This is a genomic window from Terriglobales bacterium, from assembly GCA_035651655.1.
Lineage (GTDB): Bacteria > Acidobacteriota > Terriglobia > Terriglobales > Acidobacteriaceae > DASRFG01.
The window spans coordinates 1-21,493 of sequence record DASRFG010000022.1 but is presented as its reverse complement, the minus strand read 5'-3'; the positions used below and the strand labels follow the sequence as shown (position 1 = coordinate 21,493).

Annotated in this window: 16 protein-coding genes and 1 tRNA gene; 7 read left to right on the top strand and 10 right to left on the bottom strand. The window is 56.4% G+C overall.

Translation table 11 applies throughout. The annotated features are described in order from the left end of the window. Positions 1-1,287, bottom strand: a 1,287-nt coding sequence (locus VFA76_08485; GenBank protein HZR31875.1) for a glycosyltransferase family 39 protein, incomplete at its 3' end; no start/stop codon positions are given. Between the two features lie 388 nt (positions 1,288-1,675). Between VFA76_08485 and VFA76_08480 the strand changes: the two genes are divergently transcribed. Further along, positions 1,676-2,893, top strand: a complete 1,218-nt coding sequence (locus VFA76_08480) for a glycosyltransferase family 2 protein (protein HZR31874.1) — start codon at positions 1,676-1,678, stop codon at positions 2,891-2,893. Between the two features lies 1 nt (position 2,894). Here VFA76_08480 and VFA76_08475 read toward each other — a convergent pair whose 3' ends face one another. The 6 genes from VFA76_08475 to VFA76_08450 all read right to left on the bottom strand — a co-directional run bounded on the left by VFA76_08475 (position 2,895) and on the right by VFA76_08450 (position 10,557). After that, on the bottom strand, positions 2,895-3,605 hold the full coding sequence (locus VFA76_08475; protein HZR31873.1) for a class I SAM-dependent methyltransferase: 711 nt from the start codon (positions 3,603-3,605) through the stop codon (positions 2,895-2,897). Then, positions 3,602-5,332 (bottom strand): hypothetical protein, encoded by a 1,731-nt coding sequence (locus VFA76_08470; protein HZR31872.1) that lies wholly within the window; start codon positions 5,330-5,332, stop codon positions 3,602-3,604. The genes VFA76_08475 and VFA76_08470 overlap by 4 nt, the downstream gene beginning before the upstream one ends. 55 nt (positions 5,333-5,387) lie before the next feature. Then, on the bottom strand, positions 5,388-6,617 hold the full coding sequence (locus VFA76_08465; GenBank protein HZR31871.1) for a glycosyltransferase family 87 protein: 1,230 nt from the start codon (positions 6,615-6,617) through the stop codon (positions 5,388-5,390). Continuing rightward, a complete protein-coding gene (locus tag VFA76_08460; protein ID HZR31870.1) occupies positions 6,614-8,341 on the bottom strand; it encodes a hypothetical protein in 1,728 nt (575 codons plus the stop codon). Before VFA76_08460 ends, VFA76_08465 begins: the two co-directional genes overlap by 4 nt. 82 nt (positions 8,342-8,423) lie before the next feature. After that, the gene (locus VFA76_08455) at positions 8,424-8,882 is read right to left on the bottom strand and encodes a hypothetical protein (protein HZR31869.1); all 459 of its coding nucleotides are present in this window, start codon (positions 8,880-8,882) and stop codon (positions 8,424-8,426) included. After that, positions 8,866-10,557, bottom strand: coding sequence for a hypothetical protein (locus tag VFA76_08450; protein HZR31868.1), 1,692 nt, complete (start codon positions 10,555-10,557; stop codon positions 8,866-8,868). Before VFA76_08450 ends, VFA76_08455 begins: the two co-directional genes overlap by 17 nt. 602 nt (positions 10,558-11,159) lie before the next feature. On the opposite strand from VFA76_08450, the gene VFA76_08445 reads away from it, so the two are divergent. The 6 genes from VFA76_08445 (at position 11,160) to VFA76_08420 (ending at position 18,098) form a co-directional block, all read left to right on the top strand. Continuing rightward, a complete protein-coding gene (locus VFA76_08445; protein ID HZR31867.1) occupies positions 11,160-12,632 on the top strand; it encodes a sigma-54 dependent transcriptional regulator in 1,473 nt (490 codons plus the stop codon). 8 nt (positions 12,633-12,640) lie between these two features. Continuing rightward, positions 12,641-13,246 (top strand): TadE/TadG family type IV pilus assembly protein, encoded by a 606-nt coding sequence (locus VFA76_08440; GenBank protein HZR31866.1) that lies wholly within the window; start codon positions 12,641-12,643, stop codon positions 13,244-13,246. A gap of 22 nt (positions 13,247-13,268) precedes the next feature. Continuing rightward, positions 13,269-13,757 (top strand): TadE/TadG family type IV pilus assembly protein, encoded by a 489-nt coding sequence (locus VFA76_08435; protein ID HZR31865.1) that lies wholly within the window; start codon positions 13,269-13,271, stop codon positions 13,755-13,757. Between the two features lie 34 nt (positions 13,758-13,791). Then, positions 13,792-15,627, top strand: coding sequence for a pilus assembly protein TadG-related protein (locus VFA76_08430; protein ID HZR31864.1), 1,836 nt, complete (start codon positions 13,792-13,794; stop codon positions 15,625-15,627). Positions 15,628-15,701: 74 nt separating this feature from the next. Further along, entirely contained in the window at positions 15,702-17,390 is a 1,689-nt protein-coding gene (locus VFA76_08425; GenBank protein HZR31863.1) for a hypothetical protein, read from the top strand. Between the two features lie 396 nt (positions 17,391-17,786). Beyond that, positions 17,787-18,098, top strand: coding sequence for a DUF5658 family protein (locus tag VFA76_08420; protein HZR31862.1), 312 nt, complete (start codon positions 17,787-17,789; stop codon positions 18,096-18,098). A 49-nt stretch (positions 18,099-18,147) separates the two neighbouring features. On the opposite strand, the gene VFA76_08415 is transcribed toward VFA76_08420, so the two are convergent. The 3 genes from VFA76_08415 to VFA76_08405 all read right to left on the bottom strand — a co-directional run bounded on the left by VFA76_08415 (position 18,148) and on the right by VFA76_08405 (position 21,429). After that, a complete protein-coding gene (locus tag VFA76_08415; GenBank protein HZR31861.1) occupies positions 18,148-18,807 on the bottom strand; it encodes a response regulator transcription factor in 660 nt (219 codons plus the stop codon). Position 18,808: 1 nt separating this feature from the next. Next, the gene (locus tag VFA76_08410) at positions 18,809-20,587 is read right to left on the bottom strand and encodes a histidine kinase (GenBank protein HZR31860.1); all 1,779 of its coding nucleotides are present in this window, start codon (positions 20,585-20,587) and stop codon (positions 18,809-18,811) included. A 766-nt stretch (positions 20,588-21,353) separates the two neighbouring features. After that, positions 21,354-21,429 (bottom strand) — tRNA-Lys (locus VFA76_08405). Between the last annotated feature and the right edge of the window lie 64 nt (positions 21,430-21,493).

Genomic DNA, 21,493 nt, shown 5'->3' with positions numbered 1-21,493 from the left:
CCGACGTGTCTGAATTGCGTGTGACGAGCTTCTCGCGCGTATCAGCAAAGGCCAGGAAAACGCACCTAGCGCCACGACGAGATACGCGGCCAAAACTGGATGCACGGCTTTGAAGAATCGGCTGCGAACATCTGTGCCATCCACAATCCACGCGATCATGGGCGCAAACACGGGTAGCACATACATGAAGTGAATGACGTCTGCGCGCCCCACCAGGATTGATACCAATAGACCAAAGAAACTGCCCGTCATCAGGACGTAGTAAGAAGCCCTGCAGCCCGCAAGCCGGTGCCGGCGGAGCTGGACACTCCAGTAGATCAGCGGACCAACTCCGATCAGGGGCAGGATCGGTATGAAGAAAATTGGACTGACCACCAAAACCTTGATGATCCTAAAAGCCACCGGACCAGTCGAGAAGATGGCATGGCGCTCCGCCTCAGACCAGTTCTGAAATCCATAGGGTACGTGGTTGGCCAGAGTGTAGTGTCGCAAGGGCCATAACCAATCGGACAACATAATGTCGAACGCCTGATGAGCCGCGAAGTAGGCGCCTACGACGAACAATGGCCATGCCAGTCCGCCGGCAATCCAGATCAGGTTCTTACTGCGAAATACCTGCGCATTTGCTGACGAGCGGTAGATCAACACGAAGGCGAGCGACAGTCCAAGCAACAATCCTGCGCCTTTTGATTGCTCGAAGAGAATGGTCCATGAGGCGAATGAACCGAGTCCCAGTGCCCAGCCCGAATGCGGGGATTCCAGCAATCGAACAGCGCAGTAGATCGTGACAGATGCCAACAGGGTGCTGTCCCAGTTGTGCAGAACGAGGAAGCGGTAAGGGAGGGCCGTGAGCGTCACCAATGCCGCGACGAGCAGCGCGACTCGCCGCGAGCACACGCGCCGTGACAGCAAATAGCAAATGACACTGAGAACACCACCGAGCACTGCTAAGGCGAGTCTGGCGACCACGAACGAGTTTCCAAAAATCTTGAACAGTAAGGCAGTCCAGTAATACGAGCCGGGAGTGTAGAAGGAGAAGAAATCCCGATAGAGCACTTGTCCCTGCAAGATCCGCTGCGCTCCCTCGAGAATGATCCCTTCATCGGGCTCGATGGTCGAATATCGGCAGAAGATCGCGAGGTAGGCTACCGACATCAGCAGCAACCCCGCGCTTAGCCACCGTTCGGCTCGGACACGCTCGGGAATAAAGACGGGTAATTCTGCAGCAGGATGATCTTTCCCCAGAGGCGGCGCGCAGGGGTCAATCTTTAGGTTGAGGGCGGGCAATTGTGCGCTCCTTAAGACCCTTGACGGCGAGTTTGACGAAACTGTGGCTGATTCGGGCAAACCACCCCCCGGGTTGGATATTGCGTTTTTAGTGCCAGACATCGGGCCTTCTGGCGTGTTTTGGAGCCATTTTTGCTGCCTCGGAAGCATCTCGGCCAAGGTGTGTAGCGAGGCGATACCTCAGGCCGCGTTTTCGTGTTGCGCTCTGTATACAGCCGCAGGATAGGCGCCTGGGCAGGCACTCCAGGTGCGGCCTTGCTCTATGCGGCTCTGGTAAGTTGAAGGCTATAAGCGGCTTATCGTGGGCATTTCTGGATGTCCCCGTCCGTGACCGCACTGCCCCCTCAGTTCGTGGTAGCAGACTTGCTCACTACCAGCCAGGCGAAGTGTGAATCCCGTAGCCCACAACACGCTGGCGGAGACAATGGAATGCGCGGAGCCGCCTGTTCCCCAGGAGATCGAAGTCTCCGTCGTGATTCCATGCCTCAACGAAGAGCGCACCATTGCAGATTGTGTTGACCAGGCCCTCGCCGCTTTGCGGGACAACGAGATCAGTGGTGAAGTCGTGGTCGCCGACAATGGATCGGAAGACGGATCTGTCGAGATCGCGCTCGATCACGGCGCCCGTGTCGTACACGCAAGAGTCAAGGGCTATGGGGGCGCGCTAAGAAAAGGAATCGAAGAAGCGCGTGGAGCGTTCATCATTCTGGGCGACGCCGATGGCAGCCACGATTTCTCCGAAATTCCTCGCTTTGTGGCGAAGTGGCGGGCAGGCTACGAGTTTGTTGTCGGCAACCGGTTTCAGGGCGAGATCAAGGACGGCGCGATGTCCTGGCATCACCGCGCGCTGGGAACCCCAGTCCTCTCCTCGTTGATGAATCTCTTTTTCCGCACCGGGGTAGGCGATATCAACTGTGGTATGCGCGGCATGACCAGGGAAATCTCGCGCCGGCTTGATTTCCGCACCACCGGTATGGAATTTGCCGCCGAATCGCTGATTAAGGCGACCAAAGCTGGAGCGCGGCTCACAGAAGTTCCAATCACGATGTGGCCCGACCGCCGCAACCGGGCTCCTCATCTGCGCTCTTTCCGGGACGGTTGGCGGCACCTCCGGTTCATGCTGCTTTCGGCGCCGAATTGGATGTTCGTGCTACCGGGAACCCTGCTCCTGCTCGTCGGGATCAGTCTCGTTTTATGGTTGATGCCTGGTCCGCGCTTTGCCGGCAAGATTGGTCTTGACGTGCACACCTTGGCGCTCGGCATGATGCTGGCCTTGGTTGGCATGCATGTCATTTCGATCGGTCTATTCGTTAAGGTGTTTTCGTACACGGAAAGGTTGACCCGCAACCAGCGTTGTCTGGAACGTTGGCTACGAACCGTCAAACTGGAGCACGGCTTGCTTTTGGGGGCCGCACTGGCTGCGCTCGGCTTTGTCGGTGATGCGGTTGTGTTCTGGAAATGGGCATCTGCGGGCTTCGGTCATCTAGAGCCGGTGAGAACAGTATTTTTCTGCTCCGTGTCTTTCTTCCTTGGCATCGAAGTCATCTTCTCTTCCGTGTTCCTCAGCATGCTGGGGATCAGCCGGGCGACCTACATCGGCGACTAGCTCACCTTCTAGTCGGTGTTGTCGCCGCTAACTTGTTAGTTCCTTGTGACGCCGTGGCCGCTACCTGGCGCATCTTCAGGCCTACCCACAGGTGATTCAAACCCCATTGGGTCAGGAAATATCGCTTTCTTAAATGACTGAAACCGGCGCGCCTCAATCTGTCGACTATTTCCGAATCGAGCAGGTAAAAGGCTTCCTCGTTTCCCATCCCTCTTTCGGAATCCATATCCACATTCGTGCCGAAGATCCTGTCGTGCCATGCGACGACTCGATGTACAGCTAATTCAGCAACTGGATTCCCCATCGTGACCACGATCTTTCCGCCCGGTTTCAAACAGCGATACGCCTCCGTTAACTCAGCATCGCGATCAGGCTCGGGAACGTGATTTAGATTGGCAATAAATGTGACGGTGTCAAAAGACTCATCCGAGAAGGGGAACTGCGTCATATCTTCTACGATGTGCTCGTCCGTCAACCCATCGTAGCGAAAGACGTCAATGCCTTTTCCATTGCCGTTGAGCCAGGCCGTTACGAACTTGTTGCGATATCCGCAGCCGACGTCCAAACAGTATCCGGTCACCTCTTCGGCCACATAATCAAACCTCTCGGTGGCTAGCGACGAGAGTCCGAATTTGTCCTCGTGAAAGACGCTCACAGCTCTCAGTGGAAACGTGAGGAAATCTATGATCTTCTGCCCGGTATTGCGCCTCATCTCTGTGCCTCCCTCGTAAGCTCAGTGCAGTCCGCCATGGAAGGCGCATAAGGTGTCAGCGTCCCTCGATTTTTATCTGGCTCCAACAGCCAAACCTTTCGTTGATGGAAATACGTGAGTAAATCGCGATTCTGGCAGTCGCCCATGTCTCGGGCCCAAACCACTTTCGCGTGGTCGATGTCGGCATCGTTGTACACCCATTCTTCGAAGGGCTCGTGGGGCGGACTGTAACGCACAATGACCAGCTGAGGACCGGGCATTGATTGTGCCCTTTGAACCATTGCCGCGCGCCCGAAGCTCTCCGGGCCTTGCTGATACCATGCGGGCACCGGGGAGCGGGGGACGGGGAGATGCAGCGGAATCGCCGCAATGCGCAGAATGAACGACAAGACGCAAATCACGGCGATCGCCCTTGTGAGGAACAGTCCCGCAGGCTGCGCCCGCCATTCCCAGCGGCGAATCTGTCGTATTGCAATTAGGACGATGGCAATAACTAAGCCGGTCGAGGGGCTGGCGTAGTGGGGGAAGAAGAAACTCTCGAGCGCACAACCCACGACTATCACGGCAAACAGCATGAGCAAGAAGCGGGTGTTTGCGCTGAGAGCTTTCCAGGAAAATCCAACGGGGAGCACAATCGGCAACATCAGAAAGGGAAGGCTCAGTACCGGACCCAGATAGAAGGTCCAAGCGAGTACGAACTTCACCATCAACCCAATGGGAGTGCGCGAGATCTTATACGACTGCAATTCTTCCCCGACGTACATCTGTTTCATTACGGCGTGGCGATAAACGGGCTGCGGCGGCACCGATTGCCAGATGAAGAAAGGTGTGGCCGCATAGGTTTGCCGTTCCACCTGATATGGCAGGCGTGAAGGATTTCCTGTGACGCGCCACGAGTAAAAACCTAGCCCAGCCGCCGCGAAAACGAGCACCAGGCAAATCGGCAGGACAACCCTCGACATTGAATCGCGGAGCGAGGCCCGGTTTTCCGTCTTGAACATCCAGCCAAATAAAGCGATCGCGATTGGCAGAGAGAAAATAAATCCCTCATAAGGACGGCTACTTGCGAGAATGGCAAGACCCAGGGCCATCCAAATTGCGTCGCGTACACGAAGGGATCGACGAATGCGGGGCAGGGCACCGAGAACCAGTGCCGCGCCTGTAGCTGCCAATGCTCCTCCCCAGTAGCTGTTTGCCCAATAACTCAGAGTGCCAATCCGCAAGACTGCGAGCAGGCCACCAACCAAGGCCCATGGGGCGGGAAGCCATCCTTGCAGCATCCAACAAATGGCGGCACACATCAGGCCGGCCGACAGCCACACTGCCCAGAATGGGTGTTCGCCAACTACTTGTCCGAGGGCCAGCATTAATCCTTGTGCTGGTTGCGCAATGCACTGATAGGTCGGTTGCTGGATCAGACCAAAGGTTTCGAAATGCATCCACATCGGGTGGGTTGGATTTGTGGCGCGGCCATGCGCGAAGGTGTCGGCCGCCAACAGGTAGCAGAATTCATCATGAACGACAGGCTCCGGGACAGGCATCACCGGCAACAGAGCGGCCCGAATCGTGAGTGCCAGGACTCCGATGAGTACGATGCATAGGGTCGGACGTATTGCCAGCTTGCGCAAGGCGTCCTCGAATCGTCCAAACCGTCGTTCGCCGAGCCTCGGGAACGTTAAGGCGAGGACCACAGCCACTGCTATTAAGCCGCATTCGATCCACAGCATCTAGAATCCTGTTCCTTGCTTGGCGAACTCGACAGTGCGGTGAAAAAGGCTGCCGTCATGGGACGTTCCTAACAAGAACGGGGCGATGACTTAGCCTGATTTGAGCGATAGCAGTCGCGAGAACCGCGATAAGCGGAAACAACAAGTACAGCTCGTGCCTGGCGATCGCGACGAAGTAAAGTGGAGGTAGCCAAAACAGCACGATACAGACCCGGATGACCAGACTCCAGCCGCGAGCACTCGATGCAGCCAAATAAGGCAGAACCAGAAAGGCCGAAAGCGCCAACGGGCTTATATCATGAGCAAACATGTGAATGCCCGTGGCCAGCGACACCACGATGCTTACTGCAAAGAATCGATCAAACCACGCACCAGGCGTGCCGTTCTGGAATTGCCTCGCCGCCAGAACGATCATGATTGCTGAAGCAACGGCTACGATGAAGTGGATCACCGGAGCGCTGAGAAAACTTCCAAGGACCGTATTGCTGAATGCCTGCAACGTGGCCATGTCTGTAGCTTTGCCGTAAGAAAAATTATGGGCGTGCCCCGCTACATTCAGCATCAGGCGGACGTAGTCCATAATTCCTGCTAAACCTGCGGCAACAAACGAAAGCACAGCAAGGGCGGTAGCTGCCACGGCAAATCCACCGAACACCTTCCATTTGCGCCGCAGAAGAAAAATCAGGATGAGCGGAAGAACGAATTGAAACTTAAAGAGTCCCAGGCCGAGCCACAAGCCCGCCCTGAATTCCTTTCCTCGTTTCAGGCAGATGAATGCCAGGGCAAAGACGAGCAACAATAGCAAGGACGATTGTCCCTGGTAGAGCGCGATCCCGAGTGGCGGGAATGACATCCAGAGCGCTAGATAGGCAAGGTCACTCCGCGGAGACGGAGCATAAGGCCGGAGCAAGTAGGGAAGATACAACCACACCGCGACATTCAGAAGGCCCCAAATCAAGTATGCCGTCTTGTAATCAAGTCTCCCGAGTGGCGCAAGCAGCAACGCTTCAAACGGTGGATGCTCAAAGATCAACGGCTGCGCATGCGTGAACAGCGCAGCTTTGGTGCTTTGTTGTTCGGCCAGATCGTAAAGCTTTGCACCGCGTCCTTCATAAACCATCCTCGCGCCGATGTAGGTGACCGAGAAATCCGTCATCTCGATGGCCGGAGGGTGATCGGCCCAGAGCACAGCCCCGATAAGCAGAATTCCCGCGGCAAACCAGGCTATCGTTCCCTCAACCGACCTGAGTTTAAGGGAGGGAGCTAAAGCGGTCGCGGCGCTCATGGGCGAAGACTCCGCTTTGCCACCTCGCCTGCTGTAAAGTTCGGATCACGCTCGTCTGGTGAATTCTCTTCGGGCCAGTTGTCTTGGAAGGTTCCGAGTCGGGGCGGGTTGCTATCAGGTTCGAGACTCCAGACGCGGCGATCTTTGTAATATCGCAGCAGTTCCTGGTTCTGTGCTGGGCCCATATCGCGGGCCCAAACTACTTTTGAATTATCGATGTCCGCATTGTTGTAAACCCATTCCAGGGTGGCGTCGTGACTATCGCTATATCTCACGATAACAAGTTGGTTTCCCGGCAATGCTTCCAGTTGGTGCAATATACGAGCGCGTTCATTGCCGAAGCGCTCATCCTTGGTATTCCGCAGAGTTTGGATCTGCAGCGGGATCATCAAGACGAGACTAACGACGATTGCCCTGACTAGAAACTTGCCGGACGGTTGATCAAGGTAGCGCCAGTTTCGCAAGTGGCGGAATCCCTGAAGAACAATGGCGATGAACACTCCGCAAATGGGAGCGACATAGTGGATATTGAAGAATACAACGCAGACGCTTGCCGTGAAGCACGATGTTCCTATAACCAGCAGGGGCCTGACACGGCGGTCCCGCACGATCCGGCGGATTGAGAACAGCGGAATTGTGAGCAGCGGACCAAAATAGAATCCCCACGTGAACAACAGCTTTTGCGCCGTTTGCCGCACGAATCCCAACGATGAATGCGCTTGTACGAAATGTGAGAGTTCCAGGCTTTCGTAGAATTGCCGCATCGGCTGGTGGCGAAACGCACGGTGCAATTGCGGATGTTGCCAATAGAAATACTGGGCCATTGCATACGTGTCGCGATTCACCTGCTGAGGCATGCGCAAAGGGTGCCCGGTAACGCGCCAGAAGTAGTAGCCAGTGGCCGTGCCCGCGAGCACAAGGACAATTGCGACCGGTAATACGCTTTGTCGAACAATGGTCTTGCTGGACTCGCCTCGTCTATGAAGAATCGACCATCCCAGAACGGCCGTGCAGATGGCGCTAAGCACGAGACCTTCATACGGTCGTGTATTGACGAGCACGCCAATTCCCACTGCGAATAGCACTGCATCGCTAACGCGAGCCTTTCTGGTCAGCCGCCGCAAGCTGCCGAGTATGAGCGCTCCGCCGGTGGCCGCAAGCGCGCCTCCCCAATAGCTGTTGTCCCAGTAGCTGAAGACACCGAATCCAAGGACTGGAAGGAGCCCTCCCAACAACGCCCAGCCTGGCGGGAACCATGCCTGCAGCATCCAGCAGGTCGCCGCGCACATCAGGCCCACACTGAACCAGACCCCCCAGAAGGGATGTCCGCCAAGTATCTTTCCCGCTGCGAGGAAGACCCCCTGCAAGGGTGGATACATCGACGCATAGGTAGGTTGGAAGATGACGTGGAATGTCTCAAAGTGTCGCCACATGGGATGTGGCGGGTTCGCCAGCCGGGCGTGGGCAAACGTATCGCCCGCAAGAAGGTAGCTGAACTCGTCATTGAGCGCCGGTTGTGGCAGGGGCAGGACGGGAAGCAGCGCGAGCCTGAGCAACAGTGCTGCTAACCCACATACTAGGACACTAGTCGTGCGGCGCCGGGCGATTGCTCCAAAAACACTCTCGGCTTTTTGAAACCACGTGGAGCCTAGCTGTGGGCGCAGAAGTGCGATCAGGAACGCAAGCGAAGCGAGTAAGGCTGCTGGGCCTAGCAGGTTGAACATCTACCGCGCTTCCTCCTTTCGTTGCAACGCGTTTAGCCAGGATCGCTACGGGTCAAATTTATCTCCTGCACGGCTCGCCTCATCACGAGTGGAATAAGAGCGAAACGCGTTCTTCGAACCACCGTCCGGCTGCTTGAAACCGTTCCCCGAGTGAACGGAAGTTCCACCCGTATTCTTTGTTCCACACCGTGCGCATGTACCAGACTTCCTGTAACTTGTCCCAGTAGCGGGCGCGAGCGTCGGCGTCGAAAGCGGCCGCGCCAAGTTCCTCGCGTGCGATAGCGAACTCGACTGGGGCGGATTGCGGTAATCGATGCGCATACCCGTATTGCCATTGAATCTCTGTAACGGCGCACTTCCAATACGCTCTCGCAACCTTCTCTTCCAGGGCACGCTTCTCGGAAGGCATAGAACGAGCTACACGCAGGAATTCGATTGGCGGATCTTCACGAAGCCGATACTGGGGCTGTAACGTCGCGTATCCGAGCAACCCAATAATAACAGCGACGACCAGCGCATCGAATTTACGGTTGACCAGCATGTCGGCCCCACGAGCGATCAGCCGCACTAAGCGTTACTGCTCGTCTTGCCAGAAACGGATCCGCATCACGTGATGCCTGAGGGTATTTGTGCTCGCCTTCAACGTTTGAAGTCCTTTCAAAGAGGATCGTCAAGTCGTCCTGGTAAGCCGTTTTCCAACCGGGATCCATCTTAAGAACATGCGCCAGAGGCTCGTTAGGGGGAAAGAAAACGTATCGTATGTGGTATTTCTCCAGTATGGCGTTTGAGTCCTTCAACGAGAGAAGATTGAGATAGTCTTGAAGCACGCCGGCATACTCAAAAATGTCGACTCGACTGTCGACGAAGATTTTCAGATCTCGGTTACTCCAGCCGAGATATCCTCCCCACAGATAAAAATTCAACATTGGGCCGGCAGGTGGATGGGCCTGCAAGTAAGGCAGTGCTTTCGACGGATAATTCTCGTCCACCGATCGTTGCAACTCAGCATTGCTCGGCCAGTAATGAATCATGCCGCCAATCAATGCCAGGACAACAACAGCATTGATTATCGGTGTCTCCAGTTCCGGCCGGTAGGGCGCGAAGAAATCGAGTGCCTTGGCCAGGATGGGCGCCGCCACAATCGCGAGCAGTACCAGGAATCTCGTATAGGTGAGTCCGCTATACAGTGCGAACAGAAATACCAGAAGCTCGGCCAGCATCCACCGCGAACGCCGAACCAAGGCTGTGATCAGAAAGGCAATGATCATCACCAGCACGATCTTGCCGCGCATGGTGTGAAAGTCTACGGAAACCCATTCGGCGACGTGGGCGATATTCAACTTCTGTCGAAATGCCAGGTCAAAGGGATAAACAACCAGGCGCCATCCAAATGGATTCACGAACAATGAGGCGACACTCGCTGCCCAGGTGATGGCGAGCTTGCGAAACTGACTTGCGGTCCACGGCTTCGCGTCAATTAATCCCCAACTACCTCTCACCAGTCCGGCGACAACTATGATCGAGAAAATGATCAGAGCAAGCAGCCAGGAGCCGTGCGTGTTTGCCCAGATACAGAACAATGGCGGAATGAGCCATAACGGACCTTTGTTCTGCTGCCGGAAGCGTTGCAGGATGATCAGCAGGACTACCAGATAGACATAGCCAAATAGAATTGTCCGCGGACCGAATGAGACTGAGCTTAGAAAGACCGCCAACGCGCAGGCCGCCACCGACGCTTTGAAGTTACGGCTCTCGCGATAGGACAGATACAAAAGTCCCAGAAAGATTGCAGCCATAAGCGCGAGCGATAGCGACTTCACTCCCACCAGTCCGAATGCTTTCCAGGCAAAGTAGTACGGAATCTCCGAAAGCCACTCGTGGTTGATCCAAGGTGTAGCAGGCACCGTGAACGAGTACATATCGTGATCTGGCATCTGGTGATGCTGGATCAGATATTCCGCGTTTCGCATGTGCCACCAGATATCCGGATCATTCATGCCCCTGCGAGCGAGCAGGAACGGGAGCGCCAACAGGATTGTGGTTAGTACAACCTGAAAGGGAAATACGACTAAAAGGCGGGCTCGCAATCCCGCCAGTAAGGAAGCTCCCCGCGCACTAGAAACTTCAGGTTGCGCAGGCGCTTCCAGGACCTCTCTTTCTTCGATTGGAGCACTTGAGTGCACAGGAGTCTCCGCAGCGTAGCGTGCAATTGCCATGCCAAGACGCAGTAAGTTTGGCGGAGTTAGCAGCCTTATGCAGAGCCGAGTTTCCTCGCTAAGGTACGGGAAAACCGCCTCTTTCGCGAATATGGATAAATGGGGTGTATAGCAATGTATTCACCCCAAGTGGCTGACGTGTCATCAATTTGCGGTGGCGACCGGCGGCGTGGCACAGGCGAAACCCCGCTCCTGGCAGGGGTTTTGGCTTAAGATAGCTTGTACAAAATATTGACATGCCCTAACTTTAGTGCTACTTTCCGCTTGTGATGTGGCGTGCGCGAATTTCGAGTATGTCGCTGTTATTCGCGAAGATGCGGTCAAGCTGATTTCCCTCCCTTACGACCGCTCGAGTTTTTCTCCCCCCTTCGTGCAATGCGGCGCACGTTGGAGCTATTCAAATTCTTCCTGGCTTGATCGACAGTAGGGTTTGAGCTTTAGCATAGTAAGAATCGAAGTACGCGTACTCCCCATCCTCCTCCTGGCACCTCCTCCCTCATTGCGGGGTGCTGATCGAAAAGCGACCTCTTGGCACCGAAATGGAGATCGGTTGTTCGTCCTCTCCGTGTTGCTTTTATTCGATCGTCTCAGGTGACAACTAAATGATTGGTAGCCAGCCCGACTCGGCGAACCGAGAACAAGCTCCTAAGCACATATTGTTGATTGATCAGGACGAGGCCTTCGCCAACGCGCTCCAAACCGTGCTCGGCGAGGGTTACAGTTTGCGGCATGCATCGAGCATGAAGAGCGCGGTGGCCGAATTGAACTCGAAATGCCTCGATGTCATTCTGCTCAATCTTGACCTTGAAACGGGTGATTCCCTTCCTCTACTGAGGGTTGCGTCCGAACGCGTTACTGCGCCTCCCGTGATCGCATTCGGCTGGGACGTCCGTCGCAAACGAGCCATTCAGGCATTTAGAGAAGGCGCCGTCGACTTTCTCGAGCAGCCACTGGATATCCAGGCGCTGAGGTTTGCCCTGGAAGCCGCACATCGCCGCGCGACCTTAGCTCGAGACCTTGCTGATGCACAAACATTTCTTCCCAGCACCCATGTGGAAGGGCTCCTGGGAAACAGCAAGGCGATGGGACAAGTCAACGATGTCGTTCGGAAAGTTGCGGGTGTGTATACATCTGTCCTGCTCACTGGTGAAAGTGGTACCGGAAAAGGCGTCGTGGCTAAGGCCATTCATAACCTTGGGGGCCGCTCCAACAAGCCGTTTGTTGCGTTCTCGGTCTGTGCATTTCCCGATTCGCTCATCGAGGAAGAGCTGTTTGGCCATGAAAAGGGAGCATTTACCGGCGCCCACCAGATGCGCCGCGGACGTTTTGAAGAAGCCAATGGCGGAACCATTTTCCTGGACGAGATTGGCGATCTGGCACTTCCGTTGCAAGCTAAGTTGCTGCGCGTTCTGCAGGAGCGGACGGTGGAGCGCCTGGGATCGAACCTTTCCCGCCCAGTCGATGTTCGCGTGATCTGTGCCACCAGCCGCAATCTGCAGAAGATGGTTCAGCAGGGCACGTTCAGAGAGGATTTGTATTTCCGTATTTCGGTCGTGAAGATACACATGCCTCCGCTTCGCGAACGAGACGGCGATCTTCCTCTGCTGGCGGCCTATTTTCTGCGGACTTTCGCGAAGCAGCACAACAAGCGGGCGCGTACTTTGTCGCCAGGGTTTCTGGCCGCTCTGGCCCGCCACACTTGGCCCGGGAACGTTCGCGAGCTGCAGAACGTGATGGAACGCAGTGTCGTGCTGGCGAACGGTAACGAATGTCTCGGAGTGGGCGACCTCCCGGATGAGTTGAGAGACACGACTATCTCGGAAGACATTCCCGCCGGATCGTTTCAGGAGTCGGTGCAAGCGTTCAAGAAAGAATTGGTAAGGTCAGCCCTGAATATGCACGGTGGCAATAAGCTCAAAGCTGCTCGCGAACTAGGCATCAGCCGTTGTTACTTACATCGCCTGCTGAACCAGTTCAACATGGCCGGGGATGCGGTTATTCCAATCGATATCGAGGAGCAGGAGGCTGCAGAGAACTTCGAACCCATGGCAATGGGGCTGCGAAGGGTTGTGTGAGGTTGAGCATGATGGGCGGAAAGCGCTCGCGTCTGCGATGTGAGACAGGGCAGAGCTTGCTCGAAACTATCCTGATCATTCCTCTGCTGCTCCTGATCATCGCTAATGCCATCAATTTCGGATACTTCTTCTTGATGGCTCTGAACCTGACGTCAGCATCACGAAGCAGCACGTTGTACTCAATCATGGGTTCGGCGACGCCTGCCAGTACTGGTTTTGCTCCCGCCGGGCCGACGACTTCAATCACTTCAGTCAGCTATCTTGCATATCAGGATCTCACCGGTTCGGTTTCCGCGCCCACCGTCAACGGTTCGGTGCAGGTCTGTTCGCCATCCGTAGGGATAACCAATCCAGGCACCACGACTACCACCACCACCTGCAGCAGTTTTCCCTCGACGGCGACATTCCCAGCTCCACACTCCGACCCGGAGCTTAATTCCAGCAACACAGCGACCGCTTTCATTCTGAACCGGGTTGATATTCGTTACGACTTTTCGCCGCCGCTTCCCGCAATGCCTTTCAATCTGGTTGTACTCCTGAGCCCAGCGTGCAGCTCATCAGGCGGGAATACCACGTGCACTTTTTATCGTCACGCCGAAATGCGAGGTATGTGAGCTAGTGACTCGCAGGATGAACATGAGGAGAGTGCAATCGAACAGCGCCGGTCAGGCTGCCGTAGAGTTCATGCTGGTGGTCGTGTTTCTAATGCTGCTCACGGTATGCATGCTCGAACTCACGATGATGATCTATGCCTACAGCATTCTTGCTGACGCTGCCAAGGAAGGCGTGCGTTACGCCATTGTGCATGGCAATACCGGCGGAATTCCCAGCGGTCCGGCCTGTCCTTGTGGAGACATCGATGGGCCACCCGCGCCATCTGGAACGATTCCCGGCTACGGCAGTGGCTACGGTGTGGTTCGAACTTACGCGCAGTACTCATTACATGATGTGACTTCGGCAAACATGACTGTAACCGTCACCTATCCGGACAGCGCAAATCCTCCGGCGAACAAGCCGCCGAACCGCGTGCGGGTCGCAGTCAGCTATCCCTATGATCCATTCTTCGGCCTGGGATGGCCGACCGTTACGCTGAGCGCCGCTGCCGAAGGCAGGATCATGTATTGATGTTTGCGGAATGGAGAGTCCAGCTATGAGGACAATGCCCTGGAAGCGACGAAATGCGTCAGCATCGAAAGAGGCAGGCCAGGCGCTTCTTCTATTCATACTCATCCTGGGCCTTTTCCTGCTTGGCGCCTTGTGCTTTGCAGTCGACCTCACGAACCTCTGGTTTCATCGCCAGGCCGCCCAGACAGCGGCTGATGCGGCGTGCACTGCCGGCGCCATGGATCTGCTCGCTGCCGCCCAGGGAGCCGCTACTGGCCATCAGGGTTTCACAACAGGAACCGCGTTTGACTGCTCTTCCGTCTCCACCTCCGCATATCCCGTTTGCAAGTATGCAAACTTCAACGGCTATGACAGCGCCAATACGACACCCGGAAATCTGGTGAGCGTGAGCTTCCCTTCGACTCCTCCGGGTGTCACCGCGCCGCCCAGCGCGATAGCGCCCACTGCATTCATACGCGTCGATGTCCTTGACCGCACGCAGACCTTTTTCGCGGGTCTGCTGAATGGCAACACGACCCGCGATGTTCGCGCATTCGCAACCTGTGGAGTTGTCCTGGCGGCTTCACCACTCCCGCTGCTGGTGCTCGACCCGCATAACCCTGTGACAAGGCCGCCACAAGCCGCGTTGAATGTTCAAGGGACGCCCACCATCAGGATTGTTGGAGGACCAACACAGAGTATCCAGGTGAATTCTGACAGAATCGCTAGCTCGTGTGGACAAAGTAACTGCGCGAATAATCTTCCTTGGGGAACGGCGCAAATTGATCTCAGCCAGGGTGGACCCAACCTGACTGGCAGCGACATGGGACTCTGGGGTGGTCCCGTAAGAGCGCCGGCTGGCTTCACTCCCGGCACAACCGGTCACTGGATATCGCCCTCCTTTCCCATTAGCGATCCCTTCGCGCAAGTCTGTGCTCCCGGGCAGACGGGATGCCCATCGATTAACGGAAACACGCCGCCACCCGTACCTACAGCGGTTCCGATACCTCCGACGGATGCGCTTGCTCTCACTCCGCCGTGTCTGACTATTCCCTGTCAGGTGCCCTATCACTTCCACGGTTGCCCGGATGTGGCGGGGTGCCAGTTGTACGAGCCCGGAATCTACAGCTCGACGGCCTTCCCCCAAGGCATCCGGATTGGCCCGGGCGGTAGTGGCGTGACCGCTATTTTCGATCCTGGAATCTATTACGTTCAACGCGGCTTGCATCTGCTGTCGGGTTCGCTGGTGCGACCGGGTACTGGACCCAGTTACACCGGGGCGCCAGGCGGTACAGATGGCGGAACCTTCTTTTACTTCGATAATACCGGCGGTGGCACTGCCACTGTCGATGTGGTTTCGAATTCAGGGTCGCGCACAACCGGAATCGACAACTTCAGTACTTTGACTGGACCGGTGACCTCGGGCGGGACTTCCGCCTATCAATATGGGGTCCGATGCACAAGCGGTTCTACAGTCCCGAGTAATCTGCCGGCCACACTTTCCGGAAACATACTGCTGGGTATTTGTACCGGATACTACGGCGATCCTCTCGGCGCCAGCGATCCGCTCGGAGTGCAGCGCGGGTTCCTTTTCTTCCAGGATAGAAAGGGACTGTCGGTTCAGCCAAGCTGGAATGGTGGTGGCATGTTTCTTCTGGCCGGCACAATGTACTTCCATTCCTGCAATGCCGCCGGCACAGGCGTGGGATGCGGCGCGCCGGGCACCTACTACAACGACGTATTTACCCTGCAAGGCAACTCCGGATCGAATACATACGTTCTTGGCTCGATCGTTACCGACAATCTGACGCTGGGCGGTAATTCAACCATTGTTATGGATCTGAACCCGACCGTCGCTTATAGCACGCTGAAAGCGAGTCTGCTGCAGTGAGAGAGTGCCTGCGCCCCAAAGTTACGGGTCAAAGAAGCGATTCAGTTTGCGCGCACAAGTGCTGGTGCTAAACCATGGGTGCGTTACTCGACGTCGAATCTGCAATCCGTGAATTGAAAAAGCCGAAGACGGCGCCAAAATCGCTTACGTTTCTTGAAGTGCGATCCGGTTATCGCCCCGGTTGGACGTTAGCGTCCTCATTCGTCCTTCAGGGATGCGCAGTTGCGCTCATTGCTTTTCTCGCGCTCATTCCACCCCGCATCACGCGCCCATCGCACCTGCAGCTTGTAAATGTGGTCGACTTCAGCTCTCCCGATCACGTCGTCTTTCTTCCATCGGTGGGAGGAGGCAGCGAGGGCAATCGCGTTGGCACTCGCGGCAATTCAAGCGGGAACCCGACACCACCGGTGCGCGGCAGCGCAGGTTTCAGCTACCCGGGCCCGCAAGCGACCGTGTCCGATCCACCGGAAGCGTTCAATCCCACGCAGACACTGTTGCAACCTGCCCTGAAAGATTTGCCGGCTCTGCATGAATTCGTTCCGTTGCCAAATGTTGTGCAGATGGCTACGGCTTCCGATCCAACTACGGCGCGCATCGTGGTCAAACCTTCGACTCGCGTAGCAGCCAGCGATCCGGTAGCGCCCAGCGTACAACTGCAGCCTCCGAAGCTCGCACTCCCATTGGCGACTGCGACCTTGCCGGCGATGGCCCTCCCCGATTCATTCGGATCACGCAAGCCGGTCGAGAGGCCAACCGAAAATCCGATTGCTCCTCCGGTGGAGGTCTCCGAAGCTCCGAGTCGAGGCCCAGATCCAAAGAGTCTTCTGTCGCTCAGCGCTATACCTGCTCCCCCGGACGTGCCCACCAACTTTCCGCACGCCGAGGCGAGGGGACGGTTCGCAGCTTCACCAGACCCCTTGGCGCTAGTATCGCAACCCGCGCCGGGGGCAAAATCTGGAGGTGCATCCTCTGGAAGCGCGGGCATTGGCATTAACAGTGACACTGTTGCGGCCGATGCCGCCGGCACGAGAGACACAGCCGCGAAAAGCGTGCTCGGGACCCCCGGCGGGCCTGACGGACGCAGCTCTGGGACCGGGCTCGCAAAGGGACGCGGCACTGGCGACGGCGGTCTTGGAGTAACGATTGGGCGTGGGTCGGGCACTGGAGTTGGGATCGGCAACGGCTCCAGCGCATCGGCCGCCAGCGGCGGTGGTGCAGGCAATGGGGGCGGATCCGGAACGTTTGCGGGAATCACGATTCACGGCGGCGGATACAGGGGCGGCACCGGCGCCAATCTTCATCCTACGCTGGCGCCACGAAATGCTTACGGAATGACCATTGTGTCCACCGCAAGCAGCGGTGGTGGACTGGCCGACTTCGGTGTCTTCTCCGATGAAAAGGTATACACCGTCTTCATGGATATGCGGGAGACGGGCGCTGAGCACGCGCCCGCGTGGACACTGCAATATGCTGCGGCTTCCGGGAACAAGACTGGAGGCGTAATCGTTGCGCCGTCACCTTTGGTGCGGCCCAGGCCGCAGCTGCCTGCTTCTTTACTCCACAAATATCCCAACGCAATGGTCGTCATCTCGGCGATGCTGGGCACCGCTGGGCATTTGGAAGACATCGCCGTGAAGCAGACCCCGGACGCGCGACTGATTCCTGCCATTCTCACTGCGTTGGACAATTGGTACTTCCGGCCGGCAGAGCTGGACGGCCAACCCGTGCCTCTTAAGATCTTGCTAGGCATTCCCCTCCTTTAATAAGTGGCTGAAAAACTTATTTTAAGTTTGAGCCTTGAAGGGGGCGCGGCTTCAGCATCGCCGGTAAGTCCTTCATTCTGTCATTCCGAGTTCCCCATAGCCGCGTTTGCTCGATGGGAGCCTGTCCTGAGCGAGCGCAGCGACTCGAAGGGAGGCGCGGAATCTGCAGCTTTGCCTACCTGCTTTTTGCTAGCCGACGGTCGTCCCAGCATTCTCACGCGGCGGTAATTGTGTTGTGAACCTCTGTTACCGGACGCCACGAGAGCGATTGACAATCCTTTTTTAATAAGTGACACTGCAAAACAGATTGAAATACTCGCATCGCGGTGCCAGCCAGCAGTATTCTGCTATTGACGCAGCTTTTCGTACCAGGATCTGCACCGAACCTGAGAGGCTATGACGACCATCGCGCTGCGCAATGAAACTGCAAGACTGCTTCGCTCTCGCTACACCTTTGTTGTTTTGCAGGTTCTGGATCTCGCGACCACGCTGCTTGCTTTCGAGCTGGGAGGAGTCGAAATGAATCCTCTTGTTGCAAGATTGGCTGCATTTCTGGGCCCGATCGGCGGTATTCTCTGCAGCAAGGCCATCGCGTGTCTCATAATCTTGCGGGTCCGCCGGTTGATGTGGCTCGCCAACCTCATTTACACCGGGGTGGTTTTCTGGAACTGCCTAATCTTGTTCGCGCTGACGCATGCACACCGATAGCAGGCCTCTGTATGCCAGTCTCCTGATTCATCTTCGCGTAGTCGTTGGTTCAGCTACGTCCCAAGTCATGGCGGTTGGCCAGCACCGCAAGTTCAAGGCGGCTGGAGACTTTCAGCTTAGCGAAGATGTTGCTGAGATGGCGTTTGACGGTCTCCTCACTGATCGAAAACTGAATGCCAATTTCGCGATTGCTTTTACCGTCACGAATGGCGGAGACAATCTCGCTTTCTCGCACGGTAAGTCGCGAGGCAGGGTTGCTGTCGGGTTGGTCGAGCGCCGCGCGCTGCCGCGAGCTTAGCCAGGTGGTGATGATGTCCTTTCCCACCCAGAATTCTCCCTCGAAGACGGCGCGGATGGCAGCGAGCAGCTGTTCCGGGGGAGAAGCCTTCAAAACGATTCCGCGCGCGCCGAGCTGAAACGCGGAGTTCACTTCGGGTCCATGGATGCTTGCGGTCAGGACGATGGTGTAAACCGGCACTTCGTGCTCGGCCAATTCGCGCAGGGCGGCGATCCCGGGCATTCGCGGCATAGCGAGATCAAGGAGCAGGACGTCGGGCCGGAGTTTGGCTGCCAGCGTTACTGCCTCCTTGCCGTCAGAAGCTTGACCGACAACCTCGAAGTCCGGCTCACTCCCGAGTAAACGGCGAACACCGTCGCGGAAAATGGCGTGATCGTCGGCAATCAGGATCTTTATCTTTTGCTTCGTCATCTCACGCGGTAGTGATCTGTAACGTCTTCGGAAATGTAATTTCCAGTCGCGAGCCCTGTCCGGGACGAGACTCTATTGAGAGTTCTCCTCCGATCGCCCGCACCCGCTCCTTGATCGCGAAAGGACCTCGTCGCGACTTCTCAAGCTCGGCAGAGTCATATTTGCCCGCGAATTCAAAGCCCCGGCCATTATCTTCGATCGTCAGGGTACAAAAATCCTTCTGCGAGTCCAGCCGCACCAGCACGTTTTCTGCCCCGCTGTGCTTCAGAACGTTGGCCAAGGCTTCTTGCACGATTCTGGCCAGCTCCCGGCATGTGTTGAGGGGAAGGTTTAAATCGGGATTATCACAAACGAAATCGGCCGAAATACCTGTATCGTAGCGATAGCGCTGGACCATTCCGCTGAGGAAATCAACCACGTGCCGAGGATCAATCTCGATCGGCTTCAATTGCTGAATCAGGGTGCGTATATTTGCGGCTTCTTTTTGTACGAGCTCCTGCAGTTCCAGCAATTCCTCCCCGTACTGCTTTTCGTCCAGTGGAGTGGTTCGCAGAGCATAAAGCCGGAATGCGATTGCGTGCAGAGACTGGATCACTCCATCGTGCAGATCGCGCGCAACCCGAGCTCTCTCCACCGCGGCAGTACGAGAACGCAGGCGGCGGAGAAGGTACACGTTAAGCACCGCCGGCGTAACCTGCAGGGTGAGCTCCTGCAAGAAGCGTAATTGCGATTCGAGGTGGCCTTCTGGTTCGAACAGGAAGAGCTCTCCGGACAAGTCTGGTCCTGCCGAAACCTTGGTCACCAACAATTTTCCGAAGTCGTGTTCGTCAACGAAATCGGCGCTGAGCAAAGCATTTTCCCGGCGCAGGCGCCGTCCATCGCTTTTCAAGCAGTACGCGCTGTTATTCTTGCCTTTCCGCCAGGCGGCAGCGAAGCAGGATTCGGGTAGAACCACGGCATACTTCTGCTCTTCGGAAGTGTCGATATCTCGATCGGTAAACACCGGCTCAGCCATGCCTGGCAACATCTCCATGCGCCAGCAGTGCGCAGGCGGCGCTCCTGCCTTGCCGGCAATCAGCATCACCTCTTTTGCACCGAAGACATCCAACGTGTGCTGGAAAGCCGCGTATAGAGTACCTTTCAGACCGGCATCCACGCGAGCCCGCGCGGAGATTCGCCCGATCGCGATAGCCTGTTCCCGCCGCCTCTTCTCCGACTCGGATAGATAGCCGATGAGCACGGCAAAAATCGCAACATAGGTACTGCTCACAATAAAAAACTCGACATCAAACTTGCCGCCCAGCCACAGAGCCAGCGAGCGGTGCGTCAGCAGAATAGTCTCCAACGCAACCAGCGCGACAATGGCAACCGCCGTCAGCAGTGCCTGAAATCGCCCCCACCGGAATGCAGCCCCTAACAAGGCAAAAATGAAGAACATAAAGAAGGGGCTGGAGGAGCCATTGGTGAAAAAGACGATAATGCCCGGCCACAAGACGTCGACGATGTGAATAGCCCACGCGGCAGAAGATCTAATTTCATCTCGCCAATGAACCAGGAGCAGAATCGAAATCGCGTGAGCGGAGTAAACGAACACCAACACGTAGACGAGCGTTTCATATCGAAAAGGTCTGGCAGCATCCAGGTAAAGCGCCAACAGCGACGTCAAGGCAAGCACCAGGCGCGCAGTGGCAAGAATCCGTTCCGTACGACTCAATTCGTCGGGGGCACTGTCAATTGGCAGCTTTTGCCGGACGGAGCTTAGGAATGGCAAGCCCTTCATAACAATTGGCAGATTATATGTGCGCGGTATGGCGCGGGCAATTGTGAGCTCTGTCAACCCCCCATGGGCTGAGGTCCCCAAACACGACCTTTTTTGACCGAAGAAATGTCTTTAGCAGTTGCGGAGTTCACCAGTGAGGGCAGCCCTCATCTAGAAACAATGTTAGCCCTACAACAAAAGTTGTAGTCAGATCTGCAACTTTGAATGCAGGCCAATTACAACCATCGCGCAATTGTCATGTCGGGTGCCCGCGACTACCTTGATAGTGCCAAAGAGGTCATATCTAGAAAGGCAGGATTCTCGGGGGAGGGGATCCTGCCTTTGTAGTTTGTGCCTCGAGCTACGGGAATTCGAGCGCCTCACGCAATTCCGGACGTAGGAGAGTGTCGCGTCGCCACGCATTGCCGTAGCAACGACCGCTTTGCTGCCTCTCGCAACACCAGCGATGGAAACTTGCTCCGTAGTTTGTGTCGCTGGTTTTAGCGGCGCCCGCGGCGGGCGCAAGCTAGCGCGATGAGAGCACACAGCCAATCGCGGCGGTTGACGCGAGTTGTCTCTTCTGCCACCTTCTCTGGCCCGGACCAGGCGTGCGCGACGGCAGAGGGCGCGAGACCGCCGCGCTTCAATGCGCCAGCGCGCCAGCGCGGGCTAGCGAGTTCGCATTGCCTTGATACTCTTGATCAGGTCCGGCATGCAGCCCATGGAGTTTGCTCCGAGATGTTGCGAAAAGCACCCCGACCTGCTGCCTCGGTGCAAACAACGAGTTTGGTGAGCGCGGAAGGAATCGAACCTTCAACCTACTGATTAAGAGTCAGTTGCTCTGCCAGTTGAGCTACGCGCCCGGATCGACGACAAGGACTGTTACTGCGGCTGGGGTGCGGTGCACGCGACCACGTTGCAGACCAA

Coding starts and splice junctions, on each gene's coding strand:
- VFA76_08410 (HZR31860.1), bottom strand. CDS start 20,587: ATGAAGGGCTTGCCATTCCTAAGCTCCGTCCGGCAAAAGCTGCCAATT.
- VFA76_08475 (HZR31873.1), bottom strand. CDS start 3,605: ATGAGGCGCAATACCGGGCAGAAGATCATAGATTTCCTCACGTTTCCA.
- VFA76_08435 (HZR31865.1), top strand. CDS start 13,269: ATGAGGAGAGTGCAATCGAACAGCGCCGGTCAGGCTGCCGTAGAGTTC.
- VFA76_08420 (HZR31862.1), top strand. CDS start 17,787: ATGACGACCATCGCGCTGCGCAATGAAACTGCAAGACTGCTTCGCTCT.
- VFA76_08455 (HZR31869.1), bottom strand. CDS start 8,882: ATGCTGGTCAACCGTAAATTCGATGCGCTGGTCGTCGCTGTTATTATT.
- VFA76_08425 (HZR31863.1), top strand. CDS start 15,702: ATGGGTGCGTTACTCGACGTCGAATCTGCAATCCGTGAATTGAAAAAG.
- VFA76_08450 (HZR31868.1), bottom strand. CDS start 10,557: ATGGCAATTGCACGCTACGCTGCGGAGACTCCTGTGCACTCAAGTGCT.
- VFA76_08440 (HZR31866.1), top strand. CDS start 12,641: ATGATGGGCGGAAAGCGCTCGCGTCTGCGATGTGAGACAGGGCAGAGC.
- VFA76_08445 (HZR31867.1), top strand. CDS start 11,160: ATGATTGGTAGCCAGCCCGACTCGGCGAACCGAGAACAAGCTCCTAAG.
- VFA76_08430 (HZR31864.1), top strand. CDS start 13,792: ATGCCCTGGAAGCGACGAAATGCGTCAGCATCGAAAGAGGCAGGCCAG.
- VFA76_08460 (HZR31870.1), bottom strand. CDS start 8,341: ATGTTCAACCTGCTAGGCCCAGCAGCCTTACTCGCTTCGCTTGCGTTC.
- VFA76_08465 (HZR31871.1), bottom strand. CDS start 6,617: ATGAGCGCCGCGACCGCTTTAGCTCCCTCCCTTAAACTCAGGTCGGTT.
- VFA76_08470 (HZR31872.1), bottom strand. CDS start 5,332: ATGCTGTGGATCGAATGCGGCTTAATAGCAGTGGCTGTGGTCCTCGCC.
- VFA76_08415 (HZR31861.1), bottom strand. CDS start 18,807: ATGACGAAGCAAAAGATAAAGATCCTGATTGCCGACGATCACGCCATT.